The organism is Streptomyces sp. NPDC018833, assembly GCF_044390825.1.
Classification (GTDB): Bacteria; Actinomycetota; Actinomycetes; order Streptomycetales; family Streptomycetaceae; genus Streptomyces.
Map to the genome: position 1 here is coordinate 464,119 of NZ_JBIRZM010000001.1, position 22,781 is coordinate 486,899.

Genomic DNA, 22,781 nt, shown 5'->3' on the forward strand with positions numbered 1-22,781 from the left:
CTTGACCGCAATGGCCAGGAAGAATACGACCGACGACCCCCTCGCCCCCGTCACGCTCGCCGTGGGCCAGGAGGATCTGCTCCTCGACCGCGCGGTGCAGCAGGTGGTGGCTGCGGCCCGGGCCGCCGACTCCGACACCGACGTACGCGACCTCACCGCAGACCAGTTGCAGCCCGGCACGCTCGCAGAGCTGACGAGCCCCTCGCTCTTCGCCGAGCGCAAGGTGGTGATCGTGCGCAATGCGCAGGATCTGTCGGCCGACACGATCAAGGACGTCAAGGCGTACCTCGACGCGCCGGCGGAGGAGATCACGCTCGTGCTCCTGCACCCCGGCGGTGCGAAGGGCAAGGGCCTGCTCGACGCGGCGCGGAAGGCGGGCGCGCGTGAGGTCGCCTGCCCCAAGACGACCAAGCCGGCCGAGCGGCTCACCTTCGTTCGCTCGGAGTTCCGTGCGCTGGGGCGGTCCGCGACGCCCGAGGCGTGCCAGGCCCTGGTCGACGCGATCGGCAGCGATCTGCGGGAGCTGGCCAGTGCGGTGTCCCAGCTGACCGCAGACGTCGAGGGCACCATCGACGAGGAGATCGTCGGGCGCTACTACACCGGCCGAGCCGAGGCGTCGAGCTTCAACATCGCCGACCGGGCGGTCGAGGGCCGGACGGCCGAGGCGCTGGAGGCGCTGCGCTGGTCGCTGTCGACGGGCGTCGCGCCGGTGCTGGTCACAAGCGCACTGGCACAGGGCGTGCGCGCGATCGGAAAGCTGTCCGCCGCGCGGGGCGGGAGGCCGGCCGACCTCGCCCGTGAGCTGGGTATGCCGCCCTGGAAGATCGACCGGGTCCGGCAGCAGATGCGTGGCTGGACACCGGACGGCGTCGCGATGGCCCTGCGGGCGATCGCGGAGGCGGACGCGGGGGTGAAGGGCGGCGGGGACGATGCGGAGTACGCCCTGGAGAAGGCGGTCGTCACGGTCGCCCGAGCGGCCCGCCTCCGCCGCGCCTAGCCACGTGTTCCGGCGTCCCGCCTCACGGCGTCGCCCGCCTCCGCGGCGCGCCTAGCCACGTGTCCCGGGCGTCCCGCCTCACGCCGGCCGCCCGTCCCGGGGGGAATCAGCTCACGCCATGCGCGGCACGTCCCGGGCGTCCCGCCTCACGCCGGCCGCCCGTCCCGGGGGGAATCAGCTCACGCCGTGCGCCTCCCCCCGGGGCAGCCCACCCATGCGCCTCCGCCAGGGGCAGCACACCCACGCGCCTCCCGCCGCACCTGGCCCTGTCCCTATGCCCCGGGCCGCGCCCCGGGGAGGTCCTGCCTCCCACTGGAGCGCCCGCACCCGCGGCCCTCGCAGGCACGGCAAAGGCCCCGCACAGTCCTGGGGAAGGACCGGGCGGGGCCTCGGCGTCAAGCTGGGTGCGCCGCACCCGCGTGGCGAACGCAGGCCGCGTGCGGCGCGAGGGGTGCCGGTCGGGAGCGGATGAGAGGGCCCGCTTGATCCCTAGCGGCGATCAGTCAAGTTGCTCAGCCCTGCAGGGAGGCAACCTTGGAAGCCAGCGCCGACTTCTTGTTGGCGGCGGCGTTCTTGTGGATGACACCCTTGGAGACGGCCTTGTCGAGCTGACGCGCGGCGGCACGAGCAGCCACGGTCGCCTTCTCGACGTCGCCGGCGGCGACGGCCTCGCGGGCCTTGCGGATGGAGGTCTTGAGCGACGACTTGACGGCCTTGTTGCGCTGGCGCGCCTTCTCGTTCGTCTTGTTCCGCTTGATCTGGGACTTGATGTTCGCCACGAAAGAGCCTTTGCAGGTTCGATGATCTCTGAGGTTGCGTCCCTCCCCCGTAACCCTTCGGTACGGGAGGTGCCTCCGGAGAGGGCACGAGACACAGCTGCTCAGGCTACCAGTCGCCCCGCAGGCGGCCCAAACCGAGCACAGTGCCCAACGCGTGGGACCATGGAGCCTACGTATCGATCCGACACTGACCCGAGCCGAGCTCACCGACCCGGCGTCTGCCAAAGAATCAGGACCCTGCGTGCCCGCGACTCCTACCCACGTGCCCGAGCCGAGCCGTACCGACCCGGCGCTGATCCGCAATTTCTGCATCATCGCGCACATCGACCACGGCAAGTCCACGCTCGCCGACCGGATGCTCCAGCTGACCGGCGTGGTCGAGCAGCGGCAGATGCGTGCTCAGTACCTCGACCGTATGGACATCGAGCGCGAGCGCGGCATCACGATCAAGTCCCAGGCGGTCCGTCTGCCGTGGGCGCCCACCGAGGGCGAGGACCAGGGCAGGACCCACATCCTGAACATGATCGACACGCCTGGGCACGTCGACTTCACCTATGAGGTCTCCCGGTCCCTGGCCGCCTGCGAGGGCACGGTCCTCCTGGTCGACGCCGCGCAGGGCATCGAGGCCCAGACCCTCGCCAACCTCTACCTGGCGATGGAGAACGACCTCGCCATCGTCCCGGTCCTCAACAAGATCGACCTGCCGGCCGCGCAGCCGGAGAAGTTCGCCGAGGAGTTGGCGAACCTGGTCGGCTGCGACCCGGACGACGTGCTCAGGGTGTCCGCCAAGACGGGTCTCGGTGTCGAGGCGCTGCTCGACCGGGTGGTCCGCGAGGTGCCGGCACCGGTCGGTGTCGCCGACGCCCCCGCCCGCGCGATGATCTTCGACTCCGTCTACGACTCCTACCGCGGTGTCGTCACGTACGTACGTGTCATCGACGGCCAGCTCAACAAGCGCGAGCGCATCCGGATGATGTCCACCGGCGCCACCCACGAGCTGCTGGAGATCGGCACCAACTCGCCGGAGATGCTGCCTGCCGACGGTCTCGGCGTCGGCGAGGTGGGCTATCTGATCACCGGTGTGAAGGACGTCCGCCAGTCCAAGGTCGGTGACACGATCACCACCCTGCACAAGGGCGCCACGGAGGCGCTCGGCGGCTACAAGGATCCCAAGCCGATGGTGTTCTCGGGCCTGTATCCGCTGGACGGCTCGGACTACCCCGAGCTGCGCGACGCGCTCGACAAGCTCCAGCTCAACGACGCGGCCCTGGTCTACGAGCCGGAGACGTCGGCGGCTCTCGGCTTCGGCTTCCGCGTCGGCTTCCTCGGTCTGCTGCACCTGGACGTGATCCGTGAGCGGCTGGAGCGGGAGTTCGGCCTGGACCTGATCGCCACCGCTCCGAACGTGGTCTACCGCGTGACCATGGAGGACGGCACCGAGCACACGGTCACGAATCCGAGCGAGTTCCCCGAGGGCAAGATCGGCGAGGTGCACGAGCCGGTCGTGCGGGCGACCATCCTCGCGCCGAGCGAGTTCATCGGCTCGATCATGGAGCTCTGCCAGACCCGCCGCGGCACGCTGCTCGGCATGGACTACCTCTCCGAGGACCGGGTGGAGATCCGCTACACCCTGCCCCTCGCGGAGATCGTCTTCGACTTCTTCGACCAGCTGAAGTCCAAGACGCGCGGGTACGCCTCCCTCGACTACGAGCCCACCGGCGAGCAGGCGTCCAGCCTCGTCAAGGTCGACATCCTGCTGCACGGCGACAAGGTCGACGCCTTCTCCGCCATCACCCACAAGGACGCGGCCTACGCCTACGGTGTGCGGCTCGTCGCCAAGCTGCGCGAGCTCATTCCGCGGCAGGCGTTCGAGGTGCCGATCCAGGCCGCCATCGGCTCCCGGGTCATCGCCCGCGAGACGATCCGCGCGATCCGCAAGGACGTCCTCGCCAAGTGCTACGGCGGCGACATCTCGCGTAAGCGGAAGTTGCTGGAGAAGCAGAAGGAAGGCAAGAAGCGGATGAAGATGGTCGGTTCCGTGGAGGTCCCGCAGGAGGCCTTCATCGCGGTGCTGTCCAGCGACGAGGGCGGCAAGAGCAAGAAGTGACCAGGGCGGCTTGTGCCGCCTGTCGCACCCGTACCGAAAAGCGCCCGTCCGGCTCAGGACGGGCGCTTTTCGGCCATCCAGAGAGGTGTCAATCGTTACATGTACACGGCATGGACTGGCTGCTCCGAAGAGCGGACGTGCGCTCTGTTCGTTATGAAGCGGCAGCCCGTAGGCACTTACGCGCCGCCGATGTGCGCTCTACTCTGATCGCGGCTCAATGGTTACTCGCAAGTTAAACAACCAGCCAGTCGTGCATGCTGCCGCAGGCCCGGAGGACGTCGTGAGCGAAACCCACACCCAGATCGAGAACCGACCGCCATCGGTGGCGACCCTCTTCACCGAGCGCGTGTCGGCCACGCCGAACGCCGAGGCGTACCGCTATCCGGTGCCCCCCGCCTCGGGAACGGGGCCCGATGACTGGAAGTCCCTTAGCTGGGGTGAGGCCGCCGAGCGGGTCTACGCCATCGCGGCCGGCCTGATCGACCTCGGGCTCGCCGCCGAGGAGCGGGTCGCGCTCGCCTCCTCCACCAGAGTCGAGTGGATCCTCGCCGACCTCGGCGTGATGTGTGCGGGCGGCGCGACCACCACGATCTACCCGTCCACCAATGCCGAGGAGGCGGCGTACATCCTCGCCGACTCCGAGAGCTTCGTGCTCATCGCCGAGGACGCCGCCCAGCTGGCGAAGGCCCGTGAGCGCCGCGCCGAGCTGCCCACGCTGCGGCATGTCGTCGTCGTCGACGCCGAAGGCGTCGAGCCGGACGCCGCCGACCCCGAGGGCTGGGTGCTGACCCTCGCCGATCTGGAGGCCCGCGGCGCCGCGTACCTCGAGAAGCATCCCGAGGCCGTCAAGGAGCGGGTCGCGGCCATCACCCCCGACCAGCTCGCGACGCTCATCTACACCTCCGGCACCACGGGTCGCCCCAAGGGCGTGCGCCTGCCGCACGACAACTGGTCGTACATGGCGAAGGCCACCGCCGCGACCGGCCTCATCACCCAGGACGACGTGCAGTACCTGTGGCTGCCGCTCGCGCACGTCTTCGGCAAGGTGCTGACCTCCGGCCAGATCGAGGTCGGCCATGTCACCGCCGTCGACGGCCGCGTGGACAAGATCATCGAGAACCTGCCGGTCGTCCAGCCCACCTACATGGCGGCCGTGCCCCGCATCTTCGAGAAGGTCTACAACGGAGTCGCCGCCAAGGCCCGGGCCGGCGGCGGCGCCAAGTACAAGATCTTCCAGTGGGCCGCCGGCGTCGCCCGCGAGTACGCCAAGGTCTCGCAGGACAACTTCCGCCGCACCGGCACCGCCTCGGTGCCCTTCGGTCTCGGCGCCAAGCACAAGGTCGCCGACGCGCTCGTCTACTCCAAGCTCCGCGAGGCGTTCGGCGGCCGGCTGCGCGCCGCCGTCTCCGGCTCCGCCGCCCTCGCTCCCGACATCGGCTACTTCTTCTCCGGCGCCGGCATCCACATCCTGGAGGGCTACGGGCTCACCGAGTCCAGCGCCGCGTCGTTCGTCAATCCCGGTGAGGCGTACCGGACTGGCACGGTCGGCAAGCCCGTGCCCGGCTGCGAGGTGCGTATCGCCGACGACGGCGAGATCCTCCTGCGCGGCCCCGGCATCATGGAGGGCTACCACAAGCTGCCCGAGAAGACGGCCGAAGTCCTCGAATCCGACGGCTGGTTCCACACCGGTGACATCGGGGAGCTGTCCGCGGACGGCTACCTGCGCATCACGGACCGCAAGAAGGACCTGATCAAGACCTCCGGCGGCAAGTACATCGCGCCGGCCGAGGTCGAGGGCCAGTTCAAGGCCGTGTGCCCGTTCGTCTCCAACATCCTGGTGCACGGCGCGGACCGGAACTTCTGCACCGCGCTCATCGCCCTCGACGAGCCCACGATCCTCGGCTGGGCCGAGGAGAACGGCCTGGGCGGCAAGTCCTACGCGGAGGTCGTCGCCTCCCCGCAGGCCGAGCAGCTCATCGAGGGCTATGTGCAGCGCCTCAACGAGGGCCTGCAGCGCTGGCAGACGATCAAGAAGTTCCGCCTGCTGCCGCGTGACCTTGACATCGAGCACGGCGAACTGACGCCCAGCCTCAAGCTGAAGCGTCCGGTCGTCGAGCGGGAGTACAAGGACCTGATCGAGGACATGTACGCCGGCTCCCGGGAGGCGTGACCGCCTGCACGGGCGATCTGACGGCCGGTCCCGACACCGGGACGGGCCGTACCGAACGCCTCCTCCTGACGTGACGCCGGGTGCCGAGGAGCCGTGCCCGGCAGGGGAGAACGCCGCACGACCGCGACACAGGCGTGCGGCGTGATCCTCGCAACACACCGTACGACCAGCCGGAATGCGAAAGGACCCCACCAGTTCGGTGACTCCGTGCTTATGGGCGGGCTCGGTCTGTCACCCTGTCGGTGTCAGAGCGGCGCACACAGCACCGACCAGGAGCCGCACGTGGGGTCCATTCCGTTGCAGCGAGACACCGGCAACCGGCCCGCACCCATGTCCACCGGGTTGTCAGAGCCCGGCGCGGGGGTCCGCATCAGCCTGCCCGGGAGCCTCCTGGCGCCCGGCACAGCACGGCGGCTCGTCCGCGAGGCCGTCGCCGAGTGGACCGGGCTCGGCCTGCTCGACGCATGTGCCCGCTGCGACGGGCTCGCCGGCGGCTGCCCGCCCGGCACTCCCTGCCCCGAGCGGCTCGCGGACGACGCCGCCCTCGTCGCCGGGGAACTCGTCACCAACGCCGTCGTCCACGCGGGCACGGCAGCCGATCTCGTGTGCCGGTTCGAACATCCCGCCGAAGACGCCGCCGACGCTGCGGACCAAGCCGCCGTGATCGTCGAGGTCTCCGACCACCACCCAGACCGCCCGGTCCACAGCCACCCGCACGGCTTCGACCAGTCGGGCACTCCCGACTACGGGCGCGGCCTGCACCTCGTGGCGGCCCTCGCCGAACGCTGGGGCGTCACCTACCGCGCCGCGCTCAAGACCGTATGGGCCAGGCTGCCGCTCGACGGTCGCGGCATCCGGCCGCGGACCGGCGAGCAGGCCGTGCCCCTGCACAGGCCCCCGCTCGGCGACGCCGCCCCCGAGGCCCTCGCGCCCGGGCGGGACGACCACCACTGGCTGGCGCGCGGCGGAGCGGCCTCCTTCCTGGCGGAGGCGTCGGACCTGCTCGCCGGGCAGCTCGACGAGAACATGGTCGCCGCCCTCGCCGGACAGCTGCTCGTGCCGAGGCTCGCAGACTGGTGCGCCGTCTGGCTCGACGGCGACACCGGCTGGCACGGCCTGCGCGAACCGGGCCGCACGGCGGTCGCGCCGCGCCTGGCCGGGGTCTGGCACCGCGACGAGGCCGCCGTGGAAGAGCTGCGGGCCGCCCTCGGCACGGAGGCGCCCAAACCGCCCGACCCCGGCTTCAGCGGGCCCGTACCGGTCCCGTGGCCGGCCGCGCACCAGGCCGTCCACCAGGGCGTGCACCCGGACCGGGACACGGGCGGGGGCGCGGACGGTCGGCAGAGCGGCGGGACGGCGCTGGCGTACCGGCTGGCCGCGGGCGGCCGAGGGCTCGGCGTGCTCGTCGTCGCCCAGCAGGACACCACCCGGCTGCCCGACGAAGTGACCGCGCTCGTCGAGGACTTCACCCGCCGGGTGGCCCTCGCCATCAGCGCCGCCCGCGAATACACCCGGCAGGCCACCATCAGCCGCGTCCTCCAGCGGGGGCTGCTCCCCAGCAAGGTCGGCCAGATCCCCGGCGTGGACACCTGCCTGGTCTACGAGCCGAGCGGGGACGGCGTCGCGGGCGGCGACTTCTACGACGTCTTCCGGGCCGGGTCGAGCGGCCGCTGGTGCTTCGTACTCGGCGACGTCCAGGGCAGCGGTCCCGAGGCCGCCGTCGTCACCGGACTCGCCCGCCCCTGGCTGCGACTCCTCGCCCGCGAGGGCTATCAGGTCGGCCAGGTGCTCGACCGGCTCAACGGCCTGCTCCTCGACGATGCCATGGAGGCCGCCGAGGCCGCCGCCCTGCTCGTCACGGGCGGGCACGGGCCCGGCCTGCCGGAAGGGCAGCACTCCCGCTTCCTGTCCCTGCTCTACGGCGAGGTCGTGCCCTCGCCGGACGGCCGCGGCGGCGCCCGGTGCACCCTCGCCAGCGCCGGCCACCCGCTGCCGCTGCTGCTGCGCCCTGACGGCACGGTCACCGTGATCGCCGAGCCGCAGGTGCTCCTCGGGGTGGTCGACGACGTCGCGTACCAGAGCAGCACCTTCGACCTGGCGCCGGGCGAGACGCTGCTCTGCGTCACCGACGGCGTGACCGAGAGGCGCTGCGGACGCCGCATGTTCGACGACGAGGACGGTCTCGCCGCGGTCCTCGCCGGGTGCGCGGGGCTGTCGGCGAAGGGTGTGGCGGAACGGATCAGGGCTGCGGTGCACGCGTTCGCGCAGACGCCGCCCGGCGACGATCTCGCGCTGCTGGTGCTCCAGGCGGGATGATGCCGCCGGTGACGGACAATGGGGGGCATGCCTTCCGTACTGCCCGACGGCGAGCCCGTCCCCGACGACGGCTCGCTGCCGGCGACCGCCCTCGACGACGCGGGTGACCGGCCGCTCGCCTTCTACCTGCACGTGCCGTACTGCGCCACGCGCTGCGGCTACTGCGACTTCAACACCTACACCGCGACCGAGCTGCGCGGCTCGGGCGGCGTGCTCGCCTCCCGCGACAACTACGCCGAGACGCTGGCCGACGAGATCCGGCTGGCCCGCAAGGTCCTCGGCGACGACCCCCGCCCGGTGCAGACCGTCTTCGTCGGCGGCGGCACGCCGACGCTGCTCGCGGCCGGGGATCTCGTACGGATGCTGGGCGCGGTACGGGAGGAGTTCGGCCTCGCCGACGGCGCGGAGATCACCACGGAGGCGAATCCGGAGTCGGTGGGCCCGGAGTATCTTCAGGCGCTGCGGGCGGGGGGCTTCAACCGGATCTCGTTCGGCATGCAGAGCGCCCGGCAGCATGTGCTGAAGGTGCTCGACCGCACGCACACCCCCGGCCGCCCGGAGGCATGCGTCGCCGAGGCGCGGGCGGCGGGCTTCGAGCACGTCAACCTCGACCTGATCTACGGCACACCGGGCGAGAGCGACGACGACTGGCGGGCCTCGCTGGAAGCGGCGGTCGGCGCGGGGCCGGACCACGTGTCGGCGTACGCGCTGATCGTCGAGGAAGGCACGCAGCTGGCCCGGCGCATCCGGCGCGGCGAGGTCCCGATGACGGACGACGACGTCCACGCGGACCGCTACCTGATCGCGGAGGACGTTCTCGCGGGCGCCGGCTACTCCTGGTACGAGGTGTCCAACTGGGCCACCTCCGAGGCCGGCCGCTGCCTGCACAACGAGCTGTACTGGCGCGGCGCCGACTGGTGGGGCGCGGGCCCGGGAGCGCACAGCCATGTGGGCGGCGTGCGCTGGTGGAACGTGAAGCACCCCGGCGCGTACGCGGCGGCACTGGCCGAGGGCCGCTCGCCGGGCGCGGGCCGCGAGGTGCTGAGCGCCGAGGACCGCCGGGTGGAGCGGATCCTGCTGGAGCTGCGGCTGCGGGAGGGCTGCCCCCTCGACCTCCTCAGGCCGGAGGGCCTCGCCGCCGCGCGCCGCGCCCTCGCCGACGGGCTCCTGCAGACCGGTCCGTACGAGGCCGGGCAGGCGGTTTTGACCCTGCGCGGACGCCTCTTGGCGGACGCGGTGGTCAGGGATCTCGTCGACTGATCACCCCAACGGGTGAGCCACTGCGGAACCGGGGTTCGATCCCTACTCTGATGCATAGGCTGCCGCCGTCAGCTGACGGCGGCAGAGACCGGAGGACTGCGGAGATGACCGCTGTGGACGACCGATCGATGACCACCGACGTCGTGGAGTTCTTCGAGAATCTCGAAGTTCCCGAGGGATACAAGGTGGAGCTACTCCGGGGGGAAATCGTGATGATGGCGGGGCCGGACCTGGTCCACAACGACATCGTGGACGCCCTGCTGGACCACTTTCCGCGTAAGCGGTGGAGGCGGCTCCAGACCCAGGACATCGACCTTCTGGGCGAGACCAGTGAGCCCCAGCCCGACCTGGTCGTCCTTGAGCGTGGTGCCGGGCCGGCCGCCGGTCGCCTGCTTCCCGCCCAGGTGGTTTCCCTCCTCGTCGAGGTCGTCTCCAAGACCAGCGTCCACCGCGACTACGTGGTCAAGCGCTCCATCTACGCGGCGGGCGGCGTCCCCGTCTACCTGATCGTGGATCCGCGCGGCGCCGAGTGCCTGGTCCTGACCGAGCCGAGCGGTAGCGGCGAGGCCGCCGATTACCGCTCCGAGCGGAAGTGGAAGTTCGGCGAGACCCTGCACCTGCCGGTCCTCGACGTGGACGTGGACACCAGCGAGTTCGGCGTCTACCCCGGCGCGACTCCTCCGGTCACCCGGGCTCCGTGACGAAGTCGATCTCCGTCACGAAGTCGATCAGTTCCTCGACCCGGCCCAACAGCGCCGGCTCCAGGTCCTTGTACGAACGCACCCGCGACAGGATGTGCTGCCAGGCCGCGCCCGTGTTCTCCGGCCAGCCCAGCGCCCGGCACACGCCCTTCTTCCAGTCCTGGCCGTGCGGGACCCGCGGCCACCCGGTGATGCCGAGCGACGACGGCTTCACCGCTTCCCACACGTCGATGTACGGGTGGCCCACGACCAGCACATGCGGGTCCGTGACCGAGGCCGCGATGCGCGATTCCTTGGACCCGGCGACGAGGTGGTCGACCAGGACGCCGAGGCGTGCGTCCGGACCGGGTGCGAACTCCTCGACGATCGACGGGAGATCGTCGATGCCCTCCAGGTACTCGACGACCACGCCCTCGATGCGCAGGTCGTCTCCCCACACCCGCTCCACCAGCTCCGCGTCGTGGCGGCCCTCCACGTAGATGCGGCCGGCGCGGGCGACCCGGGCCCGCGCGCCGGGGACCGCGAGCGAGCCCGAGGCCGTACGGACGGGGCGGACCGGTGCAGAGGCGGACGGGCGGACCAGCGTGACCGTCCTGCCCTCCAGCAGGAAACCCCGCGGCCGGAGCGGGAAGACACGGTGCTTGCCGAAGCGGTCCTCCAGCGTGACGGTGTCCGCCTCGCAGCGGATCACCGCCCCGCAGAAGCCGGTCGTGACCTCCTCCACCACCAGGTCGGGTTCCGCGGGGACCTCCGGAACCGGTGCCGACCGCTTCCACGGGGGCGTCAGGTCAGGGCTGTAACTGCGCATGTCGCATGACGATACGACCGGTTCCCCTACGACACGCCGAAGCGTGCCGCGAGCAGGTCACGCTGCCTCCGCACGAACGCCGCGTCCACCGCCGCACCGTGCCCCGGCACGTACAGCGCGTCCTCGCCGCCCAGCGCAAGCAGGCGGTCCAGCGCCGCCGGCCAGCGCGAAGCGATCGCGTCGGGGCCCGCCTGCGGCTCGCCGGACTCCTCCACCAGGTCCCCGCAGAAGACGACTTCCGGCTCACCGGGCACGAACAGCGCAAGATCGTGCCCCGAGTGGCCGGGACCGACGTTGGCCAGCAGCACCCGGCGGCCGCCCAGGTCGAGCGTGCACTCGCCGCTCACCGGGTGGTGCGGCAGCACGAGCAGATCGGCCGCCTCCGCGGCCGCGGCCTCCGGGACCCCGTGCCGTACCGCGTCGGCGCGGATGGTGTCCCGCTCGCGGCTCAGCAGCGCGTCCATGCCGACCGCCCCGTAGATCTCCGCACCCGCGAAGGCGGCCGTACCCAGCACATGGTCGAAGTGCGGGTGGCTCAGTGCGATGTACGTCACGCGGCGCCCGCCCGCCAGTGCCTGCGCCTGCCCACGGACCTCGGCGCCCTCGCGGATCGTCGAGCCCGTGTCGTACAGCAGGACGTGGTCGTCGCCCACCACCAGGCCGACGGTCGCGTCCCAGGTCGGCATCCTGCGCCGGCCGACGCCCTCGCCCAGCCGTTCCCACCCGAAGTCTTCCCAAGCGGCGTCCATACGGCGACGCTATCCGCATCGACCAGCACAGGTCTCGCGATAGCGTGGTCGGCCGCCCTTGCTAGGGGCGTACCCCGCCGCCGTACACTGGCCGGGGGAATGTTGGCACTCGGCCGTATCGAGTGCCAGGCCACACCTACGACCGGCAGCTGGAGGTGCGCGCGATGCTCAGCGAACGCAGACTCGAAGTCCTGCGCGCCATCGTCCAGGACTACGTCGGCACCGAGGAGCCGGTGGGCTCCAAGGCGCTGACCGAGCGGCACCAGCTCGGCGTCTCGCCGGCCACCGTCCGTAACGACATGGCCGTGCTGGAGGAGGAGGGCTTCATCGCCCAGCCCCACACCAGCGCCGGCCGTATCCCCACGGACAAGGGGTACCGGCTGTTCGTCGACAAGCTGGCCGGGGTCAAACCGCTGTCGTCGCCCGAGCGCCGTGCGATCCAGAACTTCCTGGACGGAGCCGTCGACCTCGACGACGTCGTGGGCCGTACGGTCCGGCTGCTCGCGCAGCTGACCCGGCAGGTCGCCGTCGTCCAGTACCCCTCGCTGACCCGTTCGACGGTCCGGCACGTGGAGTTGCTCTCGCTCGCGCCCGCCCGGCTGATGCTCGTGCTGATCACGGACACCGGCCGCGTCGAGCAGCGGATGGTCGACTGCCCCGCGCCGTTCGGCGAGACCTCGCTGGCCGACCTGCGGGCCCGGCTCAACAGCCGCGTCGTCGGCCGCCGTTTCGCGGACGTGCCGCAGCTGGTGCAGGACCTGCCGGAGTCGTTCGAGAGCGAGGACCGCGGCACGGTCTCCACGGTGCTCGCGACCCTGCTGGAAACCCTGGTCGAGGAGACCGAGGAGCGGCTGATGATCGGCGGCACCGCCAATCTCACCCGCTTCGGACACGACTTCCCCCTGACGATCAGGCCGGTGCTGGAGGCGCTGGAGGAGCACGTCGTGCTGCTCAAGCTGCTCGGCGAGGCCAAGGAATCGGGCGTGACCGTGAGGATCGGGCATGAGAATGCCCACGAGGGACTGAACTCCACGTCCGTCGTCTCGGTCGGCTACGGTTCGGGCGGCGAGGCAGTCGCCAAACTCGGCGTGGTCGGACCGACCCGCATGGACTACCCCGGAACGATGGGAGCGGTACGCGCAGTGGCACGTTACGTCGGACAGATCCTGGCGGAGTCGTAAGTGGCCACGGACTATTACGCCGTACTCGGCGTACGCCGCGACGCATCGCAGGACGAGATCAAGAAGGCCTTCCGCCGCCTCGCGCGCGAGCTCCACCCGGACGTGAATCCGGACCCGAAGACGCAGGAGCGCTTCAAGGAGATCAACGCCGCGTACGAGGTGCTGTCGGACCCGCAGAAGAAGCAGGTCTACGACCTCGGCGGAGACCCGCTGTCCCAGTCCGCCGGCGCCGGCGCGGGCGGCTTCGGCGCGGGCGGCTTCGGCAACTTCTCGGACATCATGGACGCCTTCTTCGGCACGGCGTCGCAGCGCGGGCCCCGTTCGCGCACCCGCCGCGGCCAGGACGCGATGATCCGCCTGGAGGTCGAGCTCAGCGAGGCGGCCTTCGGTACGACCAAGGACATCCAGGTCGACACGGCCGTGGTGTGCACGACGTGCTCCGGCGAGGGCGCCGCGCCCGGCACCTCGGCGCAGACCTGCGACATGTGCCGCGGCCGCGGTGAGGTCTCGCAGGTGACGCGGTCCTTCCTGGGCCAGGTCATGACGTCCCGCCCCTGCCCGCAGTGCCAGGGCTTCGGCACGGTCGTGCCGACCCCGTGCCCGGAGTGCGCCGGCGACGGCCGCATCCGGTCGCGGCGGACGCTGACCGTGAAGATCCCCGCCGGTGTCGACAACGGCACCCGGATCCAGCTCGCGGGCGAGGGCGAGGTCGGCCCCGGCGGCGGCCCCGCCGGCGACCTGTACGTCGAGATCCACGAGATCGCCCACCCGGTCTTCCAGCGGCGCGGCGACGATCTGCACTGCACGGTGACGATCCCCATGACGGCGGCGGCGCTGGGCACGAAGTGCCCGCTGGAGACGCTCGACGGTGTGGAGGAGGTCGACATCCGGCCCGGTACGCAGTCCGGCCAGTCGATCCCGCTGCACGGCCGCGGCATCACGCACCTGCGGGGCGGCGGCCGGGGCGACCTGATCGTCCACGTCGAGGTGACGACGCCGACGAAGCTGGACCCCGAGCAGGAGCGTCTGCTGCGGGATCTGGCGAAGCTGCGGGGCGAGGAGCGGCCGACGGGTCAGTTCCAGCCGGGACAGCAGGGGCTGTTCTCGCGCCTGAAGGACGCGTTCAACGGGCGGTAGCCCGGGGGTGGCGAGCGGCCTGCGGTAGCGGGGGCTCCGCCCCCGGGGCTCCCGAACCTCAATCCCGTCCTGTGGCCTGGCGGCGTGGGTGGTACTCCCGGCGGGGCCGGATGTCGCTGAGTGAGATCGGCCCGGCCGGCGATTGAGGGCACTCCGCCTGCGGCCTGGTGACCGGGGGCCCCGGAGAAGCCAGGGTGAGTACCCCACCCTTCGGCGAGCGCAAAGGCGAGGACGGGCATGAGAACCGCGTCGTAGTGCCAGTCGGTCGACCAGTAGTGGTCCTCGGCGGAAAGGAAGCGCCAGCCGAGGGTGGGCAGGGCCCCGACCAGCAGCGGCGAGCGCAGGGCGAGCAGGCCGGTCGTCGGAAGCAGGAGCCAGGCCGGCGTGCGGTGCGGGACCTCGGGCGCAGCCTGGGAAAGCGCCCGCCGCAGGCACCGTGTACCGCCTTCCGGAACGGGGGATTCGGCCCCGTCGCGGGGACATGGCACGATGCGTGCATGTCCTCCGCGCTGACCGATCTATGCCGTCATCCGATCGTGCAGGCCCCCATGGCGGGCGGCGCGTCGTGCCCCCGTCTCGCCGCCGCCGTGTCCGATGCCGGCGGGCTCGGTTTCCTCGCCGCCGGGTACAAGACGGCGGACGGCATGTACCAGGAGATCAAGCAGATCCGCACCCTCACGGCGCGGCCCTTCGGCGTCAATCTCTTCATGCCGCAGCCCGGCACCGCCGACCCGGCGGCCGTCGATGTCTACCGGCAGCAGCTCGCCGGTGAGGCCACCTGGTACGAGACGCCCCTCGGCGACACCGACGCGGGGCGGGACGACGGCTACGAGGCGAAGCTCGCGATCCTGCTCGACGATCCCGTCCCGGTCGTGTCCTTCACGTTCGGCTGCCCGTCCCGCGACGCGCTCGCATCGCTGGGTGCCGTGGGCACGCTCACCGTGGTCACCGTCACCACGCCGGAGGAGGCGCAGGTCGCCGAGCGGGCCGGAGCCGACGCCGTGTGCGTGCAGGGCATCGAGGCAGGCGGCCACCAGGGCACCCACCGCGACGACCCCGACGCGGACGGCTCCGGCATCGGGCTGCTCTCGCTGATCCCGCTCGTCCGCGAGGCCGTGCGGATTCCCCTCGTCGCGGCCGGCGGCCTGATGCGCGGCGCCCAGATCGCCGCCGTGCTGGCGGCGGGAGCGAGTGCCGCGCAGCTCGGGACGGCGTTCCTGGTGTGTCCCGAGTCCGGCGCGAACGCCCTGCACAAGCAGGCCATGACCAACCCCGTGTTCGTCCGTACCGAGCTGACCCGCGCCTTCTCCGGGCGGCCGGCACGCGGGCTGGTGAACCGTTTCATGCGCGAGCACGGCCCGTACGCCCCCGCCGCCTACCCCGAGATCCACCACCTGACGAGCGGACTGCGCAAGGCGGCCGCGAAGGCCGGGGACCCGCAGGGCATGGCGTTGTGGGCCGGGCAGGGCCACCGGCTGGCGCGCGAGCTGCCCGCCGGGCAGCTGGTGGAGGTCTTCGCCGCGGAACTGGACGCCGCGCGTGCCGCGCTGGCGCTCGGGGGTGCGCGATGACCGCCCCCGTGTTCGTCGTCGACTCGCTCTCGGGCGCCGCGCCGGGCGCCGTCGTCACCCTGGACGGTCCCGAGGGGCGGCACGCGGTGTCCGTGAAGCGGTTGCAGCCGGGTGAGGAGATCGTCCTGACGGACGGTCAGGGCCAGGGTGCGGCCGGCACCGTGCTGGCCACCGAGGGCAAGGACCGGCTGACGATCGAGGTGCACGCGTGCCGGGCCGAACCGGAGCCGACGCCTCGGATCACCGTCGTCCAGGCCCTGCCCAAGGGCGACCGGGGCGAACTCGCCGTGGAGACCATGACGGAGACCGGCGTCGACGCCGTCGTGCCGTGGGCGGCCGCCCGCTGCATCACCCAGTGGAAGGGCGAGCGCGGCGCCAAGTCGCTGGCGAAATGGCGTTCCACGGCCCGGGAGGCGGGCAAGCAGTCGCGCAGGCTGCGTTTCCCGGAGGTCGCGGAGGCGTCAACGACCAAGCAGGTCACGGCACTTGTGGCCGACGCCGACTTCGCCGCCGTGCTGCACGAGGAGGGCGCGGAGCCGCTGGCCACCGCCGAACTCCCCGAGCAGGGCTCGATCGTGCTGGTCGTCGGGCCCGAGGGGGGCGTGTCCCCACAGGAGTTGGAGGCGTTCGCCGCGGCGGGTGCGAAGCCGTACCGCCTGGGCCGCAGCGTGCTGCGCACGTCCACCGCCGGAACAGCGGCGACGGCGCTGCTCCTGGGCCGCACCGGCCGCTGGTCCTGACGCGGGCGGGCGGGGCTGGACAGGGGCATGACGCGGGCGGGCGGGGCTGGACAGGGGCATGACGCGGGCGGGCGGGGCCTGAACGGGAGCCTGACGCGGACGTGGCTGGGGGCCGCGAGGCACCGCGCTGCTCCTGGGACGTACGGTCGCACACTGGCCACAACCGGTCTTTTGCCGCAGCCCCCGCTGGTGGCACTCTTCCCGCCATGAGCGTGCTGAGAATCGTGGTCCCCATCGGTGCCTGCGGGATCGCCGTCGCGAGCCTTGCCGGATGCCAACCGGCGGCCGGTGGGCTCGACTCCGCCGCCGTGGCCGTCACCACCGACCGGACCGCGACCGCCACGCTGGAACGGCTGACCTTCGACGTGGCATGGCTCAGCTGCACCGCGAAGGCGGATCCGGCCACAGGGGCGTCGAAAGCGGCCTCGGGGGAGTCGAAGGCGGCCGGCGGCGCGGCCGTCGACTGCCGGGGAGAGACCGGATCCGGCCAGGACATCACCGTCAAGGGCCGGGTGACGGACGAGCGCGCCGGCAGGTGCGTACGCGGGGATATGACCGCCCGGATCGACAGGAAGATCGTCTTCCAGGCGACCATGCTCGGAGACTGCTCGGCGGTGCCGACCACCACACCGCCCCGGCCCTCCGACGGGTCCCGGCCCCGTCCCGCGGTCACCGAAACCGTCACGGTCACCGAGACCGTCACCGTGACCGCCGTTCCGGCCAAGTGATCCAAAGCCTCCCGCACAGGCCACCCACCTGCCTAGGGTGACGGTGTGACGCAGCCTGCCTACCTCCGGTTTCCCCATCTGCACGGCGAGTCGATCGCCTTCACCGCCGAGGACGACGTCTGGGTGGCGCACCTCGACGGCGGCCGCGCATGGCGCGTCAGCGCCGACGACGTGCCCGTGAGCCGTCCGAGAATCTCGCCCGACGGCACGCACATCGCCTGGACCTCGTACCGCGACGGCGCGCCCGAGGTGCATGTCGCGCCCCTCGACGGCGGGCCGTCGGACCGGCTCACCTACTGGGGCAGTGACAAGACGTCCGTACGCGGCTGGACCCCCGACGGCCATGTCCTGGCGCTCACCACCCACGGGCAGGCGTCGCTGCGCCGCACCTGGGCGCGGGCCGTGCCGCTCGACGGCGGCCCCGCCACGACCCTGCCGTACGGGCCCGTCGGCGATGTCGCCTTCGGCCCGCGCACACTGCTGCTGTCGGCGACAATGGGACGCGAGGCCGCCGCCTGGAAGCGCTACCGGGGCGGTACCGCGGGCAAGTTGTGGATCGAGACGGCCGCTGACGGAAAGCCCAGTGACGAGGCGGCCGGGGGCCGGGAGTTCATCCGCCTCCACGAGGACATCGACGGCAACGTCGAGTGCCCGCTCTGGGTCGGGGAGCGCATCGCCTTCCTCTCCGACCACGAGGGCGTCGGCGCCCTCTACTCGTCGCTGCCCGACGGCGCCGATCTCCGGCGCCACACCGGCATCGACGGGTTCTACGCCCGCCACGCCGCCACCGACGGCACCCGCGTCGCCTACGCCGCGGCCGGCGAGCTGTGGGTCCTCGACGACCTGGACGGCGCCGAACCGCGCCGGCTCGACATCAGGCTCGGCGGCCAGCGCACCGATCTGCGCCCCCGGCCGGTCGACGCCGACCATCACCTGGGCGACGCCGCCCCCGACCACACGGGCCGCGGCAGCGCGGTCGAGGTCCGCGGCGGCATCCACTGGGTCACCCACCGCGGAGGGCCGGCGCGTGCGCTGGCCGTGGAACCCGGCGTACGGGCCAGGCTGCCGCGCACGTTCCGGGTCGGCGGCGAGGAGCACGTCGCCTGGGTGACCGACGCCGAGGGTGACGACGCGCTCGAATTCGCGCCGGCGACCGGGGCAGCGGCGGGTGCCCCGCCGCGCCGGCTCGCCGCCGGCCGGCTCGGCCGCGTCCTGAGCCTCGCCGTGGCCCCCGACGGCAGTCGCGCGGCCGTCGCCTCGCACGACGGCCGGGTGCTCCTCGTCGAACGCGAATCGGGCGAGGTGCGCGAGGTCGACCGCAGTGAGCACGGCGACGCCCAGGGGCTCGTCTTCTCGCCCGACTCCGGCTGGCTCGCCTGGTCACACCCCGGCCCGAGCCCGCTGCGCCAGATCAAACTCGCCAACACAGGTGATCTGACGGTCTCCGAGGCGACGCCCTTGCGGTTCGCGGACTTCCAGCCCGCGTTCACGCTCGACGGCAGGCACCTCGCCTTTCTGTCCGAGCGGGCCTTCGACCCCGTCTACGACACCCATGTCTTCGACCTCGCCTTCATCGGCGGCTGCCGGCCGCATCTGATCACGCTGGCCGCGACGACGCCGTCGCCGTTCGGTCCGCAGCGGCACGGGCGGGCCTTCGACTCCGACAAGGACGATCCGTCCGACTCCGCCACCGACGAGGGCGCGCCCGTCACCCGTATCGACCTCGACGGACTCGCGGACCGCATCGTGCCGTTCCCCGTCGAGGCCGCCCGCTACTCGACGCTGCGCGCCGCGAAGGACGGGCTGCTGTGGCTGCGGCATCCGCTGCGCGGAGTCCTCGGCACGACCCGTGCCACGCCCGACGACCCGGGCCCGAAGACCGTGCTGGAGCGCTACGACCTGGCCCAGCAGCACGTCGAGGAACTGTCCGGCGACGCCGCCTACTTCCGCGTCAGCGGCGACGGCAGGCGGGTCCTGCTGCACACCGACGACAAGCTCAAGGTCGTCCCCAGCGACCGGCGGGCCTCCCGCGACGAGGACTCCGACACCAACATCACCGTCGACCTCAGTCGCGTGCGCCGGACGATCGATCCGGCCGCCGAGTGGCGGCAGATGTACGACGAGGCCGGCCGGCTGATGCGCGACCACTTCTGGCGCCCGGACCTCGGCGGCGTCGACTGGGACGCGGTGCTGGAGCGCTACCGGCCGGTGCTGGCCCGGGTCGCCACGCACGACGACCTGGTCGACCTGCTGTGGGAGGTGCAGGGCGAACTCGGCACGTCGCACGCGTACGTCATGCCGCGCGGCGGGTACGGCAGCGGCGCGACACGGCAGGGGCTGCTCGGCGCGGACATCTCCCGCGCCGAGGACGGGTCGTGGCGGATCGACCGCATCCTGCCGTCCGAGACCTCCGACCCGGACGCCCACTCGCCGCTCGCGGCACCCGGGGTCGCGCTGCGCGCGGGCGACGCGATCGTCGCCGTGGACGGGCGGCCCGTCGACCCCGTACGGGGCCCCGGGCCGCTGCTCGTCGGCTCGGCCGGCAAGCCCGTCGAACTCACCGTGTCCCCGGCGGGCGGCGGCGATCCGCGGCACGCCGTCGTGGTGCCCCTGGCCGACGAGGAGCCGCTGCGCTACCACGCGTGGGTCGCGGACCGCAGGGCGTACGTCCACGAGAGGTCCGGCGGACGGGTCGGCTACCTCCATGTGCCGGACATGCAGGCGCCGGGCTGGGCCCAGATCCACCGGGACCTGCGGGTCGAGGTGACACGTGAAGGTCTCGTCGTCGACGTACGCGAGAACCGCGGCGGCCACACGTCGCAGCTCGTCATCGAGAAGCTGGCCCGCCGCATCGTGGGCTGGGACCTGCCACGCGGAATGCAGCCGTCCAGCTACCCGCTGGACGCTCCGCGGGGGCCGGTGGTGGCGGTGGCGAACGAGTTCTCCGGCTCGGACGGCGACATCGTCAACGCGGCGATCAAGGCGCTCGGCATCGGCCCGGTGGTGGGCACGCGGACCTGGGGCGGCGTGGTGGGCATCGACAGCCGCTACTCCTTGGTCGACGGCACGCTGGTCACGCAGCCCAAGTACGCCTTCTGGCTGGAGGGTTACGGCTGGGACGTGGAGAACCGGGGCGTGGATCCGGACGTGGAGGTGGTGACGACTCCGCAGGACCACGCGGCGGGGAGGGACCCACAACTGGACGAGGCGATCAGGATGTCACTGGCGGCCCTGACGGAGAACCCGGCGAAGACCCCGCCGAGCCTGCCGTAGCTCCCGCCCCGGGTCCTCCCGGGTCCCTCCGGTCCGTCGGTGTCCTTCCGGTCCCTGGCGGTTCCTTCCGGTCCCTGGCCGGTCCCTCCGGTCCCTGGCCGGTCCCTCCGGTCCCTGGCGGGTCCCTCCGGTCCGTCGGTGTCCTTCCGGTCCTGCACGGGTCCTACCTGGTTCATCGGTCCTACCGGTCCCTCCGGGTCCCTCCCCGGGCGGGAGCTCCGCAACAGGCTCGCGAAGGCTGTGCCGGCGATCGTCATCGCCTCGGCTGTCGCGGTCAGACCGGCCCCTCCCGGCCTCCTGGGCCGCCCTTCCAGGCCCGTCCTCCCGGGCGCAGCGCCGACGTTGCCGGCGCATGGGCCAGGCTGCGGGGCCCGAGCCGTACACCGGGGCTCACAGCGCCGCCTGGCCGGGTTTCCCGGCGGGGCCGGATTCGCCGATGCGGCTGTGGTGCCGGGCTGCGGCGATCCCGGGCCGTCCGGCGCCTCCTACGGCTGCCTGGCCAGGGGAGCCCCGAAGGGCCGTACGGGGCCGGGGTCGACGCCCTGGTTCCGGGGTCGGCGCACCGCCCACATCACCAGGCGGGCTGCGGGGCCCGAGCCGTACACCGGGGCTCACAGCGCCGCCTGGCCGGGTTTCCCGGCGGGGCCGGATTCGCCGATGCGGCTGTGGTGCCGGGCTGCGGCGATCCCGGGCCGTCCGGCGCCTCCTACGGCTGTCTGGCCAGGGAGGAGCCGAAGGGCCGTACGGGGCCTGGGTCGATGCCCAGGCCCGATGGCGGGGAACCGCCCACGGGCCCTCCCACGGCCGTCGAGCCAGGGAGGAGCCGAAGGGCCGTACGGGGCTCGGGTGGCGCCCCGGTTCCGTGGCCGGGGCACCTCCGCCGCCATCCGCAGGGGAGGGCGGGGGAAGGCCCGTCCAGGCCGATAGCATGCCGTCAGCAGTGACACACCACCCGCGAGGAGGCGCCCCGCGCATGGCCGGAGAACCGCAATCGGACTGCCTGTTCTGCAAGATCGCCGCAGGGGAGGTCCCCGCCACCATCGTGCGCGAGACCGAGACCACCGTCGCCTTCCGGGACATCAACCCCCAGGCGCCCACCCATGTCCTGGTCATCCCCAGGGCCCACTACCGCGACGCCGCCGCCCTCGCCGCCGCCGTGCCGGAGCTCGCCGCGGACGTGCTGCGCGAGGCAGGTCAGGTGGCCGCCGACGACAAGGCCGACGCGACCGGCTACCGCATCGTCTTCAACACCGGCTCCGGCGCGGGCCAGACCGTCTTCCACGCCCACGCGCACGTCCTGGGCGGCCGCGGTCTCGAGTGGCCTCCCGGGTAGGGGTGGGACAGAGCAGTGTCCGTACGTGAACTGGTGGTGCTCGGCACCGCCAGCCAGGTCCCGACCCGGCACCGCAACCACAACGGCTATCTGCTGCGCTGGGACGGCGAGGGCATCCTCTTCGACCCGGGCGAGGGCACCCAGCGGCAGATGCTGCGCGCCGGTGTCTCCGCGCACGACATCGACCGGATCTGCGTCACGCATTTCCACGGTGACCACTCGCTGGGCCTGGCCGGGGTGATCCAGCGGATCAACCTCGACCAGGTCCCGCATCCGGTCGTCGCGCACTATCCCGCGAGCGGTCAGCGTTTCTTCGACCGGTTGCGGTACGCGACGGCCTACCGCGAGACCGTGCCGCTCGTGGAGACGCCCGTCGCCGCCGACGGCATGTTCGCCAAGACCGCCGCGTACACGCTCCACGCGCACCGGCTCTCCCATCCCGTGGAGTCCTACGGCTACCGGCTCGTCGAGCCCGACGGCCGCCGGATGCTGCCCGACCGGCTCGCCGCGCACGGCATCAAGGGTCCGGACGTCGGCCGGATCCAGCGCGAGGGCTCGCTCGGCGGCGTCACGCTCGACGACGTCAGCGAGGTCCGGAGCGGACAGCGGTTCGCCTTCGTCATGGACACCCGGCTCTGCGAGGGGGTGCACGCCCTCGCCGAGGGCTGCGACATGCTGGTCATCGAGTCCACGTTCCTCGACGAGGACGAGCGACTGGCCACCGAGCACGGCCATCTGACGGCAGGTCAGGCCGGCCGCGTCGCGCACGAGGCAGGCGTACGGCACCTGGTCCTGACGCACTTCTCGCAGCGTTACACGGACGCCGCCGACATCTTCGAACACCAGGCCAGGGCCGCCGGGTTCGACGGCGAGGTGACCGTCGCCCGGGATCTGTGGCGCATCCCCGTGCCCAAGCGGTCCTGAAGGACAT

17 protein-coding genes and 1 pseudogene are annotated in these 22,781 nt (G+C 72.2%); 14 read left to right on the plus strand and 4 right to left on the minus strand.

All coding sequences use genetic code 11. The annotated features are described in order from the left end of the window. The first annotated feature begins 10 nt into the window (after positions 1 to 10). Complete coding sequence (gene holA / locus ACH5AF_RS02030) at positions 11 to 997, plus strand: DNA polymerase III subunit delta (protein WP_398899346.1); 987 nt, start codon at positions 11 to 13, stop codon at positions 995 to 997. Between the two features lie 512 nt (positions 998 to 1,509). On the opposite strand, the gene rpsT is transcribed toward holA, so the two are convergent. Further along, a complete protein-coding gene (gene rpsT / locus ACH5AF_RS02035) occupies positions 1,510 to 1,776 on the minus strand; it encodes a 30S ribosomal protein S20 (protein WP_398899347.1) in 267 nt (88 codons plus the stop codon). Between the two features lie 241 nt (positions 1,777 to 2,017). On the opposite strand from rpsT, the gene lepA reads away from it, so the two are divergent. The 5 genes from lepA (at position 2,018) to ACH5AF_RS02060 (ending at position 10,330) form a co-directional block, all read left to right on the plus strand. Next, a complete protein-coding gene (gene lepA, locus ACH5AF_RS02040) occupies positions 2,018 to 3,883 on the plus strand; it encodes a translation elongation factor 4 (protein ID WP_398899348.1) in 1,866 nt (621 codons plus the stop codon). A gap of 280 nt (positions 3,884 to 4,163) precedes the next feature. Next, positions 4,164 to 6,053, plus strand: a complete 1,890-nt coding sequence (locus ACH5AF_RS02045; RefSeq protein WP_398899349.1) for an AMP-dependent synthetase/ligase — start codon at positions 4,164 to 4,166, stop codon at positions 6,051 to 6,053. A gap of 330 nt (positions 6,054 to 6,383) precedes the next feature. Further along, positions 6,384 to 8,369 (plus strand): SpoIIE family protein phosphatase, encoded by a 1,986-nt coding sequence (locus ACH5AF_RS02050; protein WP_398899769.1) that lies wholly within the window; start codon positions 6,384 to 6,386, stop codon positions 8,367 to 8,369. A gap of 27 nt (positions 8,370 to 8,396) precedes the next feature. Next, a complete protein-coding gene (gene hemW, locus ACH5AF_RS02055; RefSeq protein WP_398899351.1) occupies positions 8,397 to 9,629 on the plus strand; it encodes a radical SAM family heme chaperone HemW in 1,233 nt (410 codons plus the stop codon). Positions 9,630 to 9,733: 104 nt separating this feature from the next. Further along, positions 9,734 to 10,330 carry a Uma2 family endonuclease gene (locus ACH5AF_RS02060; protein WP_398899353.1) on the plus strand — a complete coding sequence of 199 codons (597 nt, stop codon included), beginning with the start codon at positions 9,734 to 9,736 and terminating at the stop codon, positions 10,328 to 10,330. Here the strand turns inward: ACH5AF_RS02060 and ACH5AF_RS02065 are convergent. Both ACH5AF_RS02065 and ACH5AF_RS02070 read right to left on the minus strand, forming a co-directional pair. Further along, a complete protein-coding gene (locus tag ACH5AF_RS02065) occupies positions 10,314 to 11,138 on the minus strand; it encodes a DUF3097 domain-containing protein (protein WP_398899356.1) in 825 nt (274 codons plus the stop codon). The two genes, ACH5AF_RS02060 and ACH5AF_RS02065, sit on opposite strands and share 17 nt — an antisense overlap. A gap of 26 nt (positions 11,139 to 11,164) precedes the next feature. Continuing rightward, positions 11,165 to 11,887 (minus strand): MBL fold metallo-hydrolase, encoded by a 723-nt coding sequence (locus ACH5AF_RS02070; protein WP_398899358.1) that lies wholly within the window; start codon positions 11,885 to 11,887, stop codon positions 11,165 to 11,167. Between the two features lie 164 nt (positions 11,888 to 12,051). Here ACH5AF_RS02070 and hrcA point away from each other — a divergent pair, with 164 nt between their 5' ends. Both hrcA and dnaJ read left to right on the plus strand, forming a co-directional pair. Then, positions 12,052 to 13,068: a heat-inducible transcriptional repressor HrcA gene (gene hrcA, locus ACH5AF_RS02075; protein ID WP_398899770.1), complete on the plus strand. Its 1,017-nt coding sequence runs from the start codon at positions 12,052 to 12,054 to the stop codon at positions 13,066 to 13,068. Then, positions 13,069 to 14,205 (plus strand): molecular chaperone DnaJ, encoded by a 1,137-nt coding sequence (gene dnaJ, locus ACH5AF_RS02080; RefSeq protein ID WP_398899360.1) that lies wholly within the window; start codon positions 13,069 to 13,071, stop codon positions 14,203 to 14,205. 197 nt (positions 14,206 to 14,402) lie between these two features. Here dnaJ and ACH5AF_RS02085 read toward each other — a convergent pair. Next, positions 14,403 to 14,594 (minus strand): annotated as a pseudogene (locus tag ACH5AF_RS02085) (DUF2079 domain-containing protein); the annotation flags it as partial. 108 nt (positions 14,595 to 14,702) lie between these two features. Here ACH5AF_RS02085 and ACH5AF_RS02090 point away from each other — a divergent pair. The 6 genes from ACH5AF_RS02090 (at position 14,703) to ACH5AF_RS02115 (ending at position 22,774) form a co-directional block, all read left to right on the plus strand. Beyond that, positions 14,703 to 15,776, plus strand: coding sequence for a nitronate monooxygenase (locus ACH5AF_RS02090; RefSeq protein WP_398899362.1), 1,074 nt, complete (start codon positions 14,703 to 14,705; stop codon positions 15,774 to 15,776). Further along, the gene (locus tag ACH5AF_RS02095) at positions 15,773 to 16,516 is read left to right on the plus strand and encodes a 16S rRNA (uracil(1498)-N(3))-methyltransferase (RefSeq protein ID WP_398899364.1); all 744 of its coding nucleotides are present in this window, start codon (positions 15,773 to 15,775) and stop codon (positions 16,514 to 16,516) included. Before ACH5AF_RS02090 ends, ACH5AF_RS02095 begins: the two co-directional genes overlap by 4 nt. 206 nt (positions 16,517 to 16,722) lie before the next feature. Next, entirely contained in the window at positions 16,723 to 17,244 is a 522-nt protein-coding gene (locus tag ACH5AF_RS02100; protein ID WP_398899366.1) for a hypothetical protein, read from the plus strand. Positions 17,245 to 17,289: 45 nt separating this feature from the next. After that, the gene (locus ACH5AF_RS02105; RefSeq protein WP_398899368.1) at positions 17,290 to 20,517 is read left to right on the plus strand and encodes a S41 family peptidase; all 3,228 of its coding nucleotides are present in this window, start codon (positions 17,290 to 17,292) and stop codon (positions 20,515 to 20,517) included. A 973-nt stretch (positions 20,518 to 21,490) separates the two neighbouring features. Further along, positions 21,491 to 21,850, plus strand: a complete 360-nt coding sequence (locus ACH5AF_RS02110; RefSeq protein ID WP_398899372.1) for a histidine triad nucleotide-binding protein — start codon at positions 21,491 to 21,493, stop codon at positions 21,848 to 21,850. Positions 21,851 to 21,865: 15 nt separating this feature from the next. Further along, on the plus strand, positions 21,866 to 22,774 hold the full coding sequence (locus ACH5AF_RS02115; RefSeq protein WP_398899375.1) for a ribonuclease Z: 909 nt from the start codon (positions 21,866 to 21,868) through the stop codon (positions 22,772 to 22,774). Positions 22,775 to 22,781 lie beyond the last annotated feature (7 nt).